Here is a 374-nt window from a genome sequence, read left to right as displayed (position 1 = left end):
GCCTACCGCCGTGCCGCGCTGGAGCGGTTCGTGGCGCTGCCGCCCTCGCCGCTGGAGCAGCAGGAGAAGCTCGAGCAATTGCGTGCGCTGGAGGCCGGGATGCGGATCGACGTCACGATCGTCGACACCGTCCCACGTGGGGTCGACACCCCGGCCGACCTCGAAACTGCCCGCAGAATACTGGCAAAAGCCTGAGCCACTGATAAAAAGCCCCGCATGAACAAAAAGCTGAAAATCGCGTTCCAGGGCGAGCCTGGCGCTAATTCCCACATCGCGATCGCCGAGGCCTATCCCGACGCCGAGCCGATGCCCTGCCCGACCTTCGAGGACGCGCTGGCCGCGATTTCCTCCGGCGAGGCCGATCTCGGCATGAT

Annotated in this window: 1 protein-coding gene and 1 pseudogene; both read left to right on the top strand. The window is 65.5% G+C overall.

The features are described 5' to 3' along the window. Positions 1-195: pseudogene (locus OO68_RS48960) on the top strand (hypothetical protein); the annotation flags it as partial. 21 nt (positions 196-216) lie between these two features. Further along, on the top strand, positions 217-374 hold a 158-nt coding region (locus tag OO68_RS48955; protein WP_033314733.1), incomplete at its 3' end, for a prephenate dehydratase domain-containing protein.

The sequence above is a fragment of the Streptomyces iakyrus genome (assembly GCF_000717055.1).
GTDB classification, from domain to species: Bacteria; Actinomycetota; Actinomycetes; order Streptomycetales; family Streptomycetaceae; genus Streptomyces; species Streptomyces iakyrus.
Note: the sequence above shows the minus strand (reverse complement) of the source record. Positions and strands in the feature narration are given on the sequence as shown.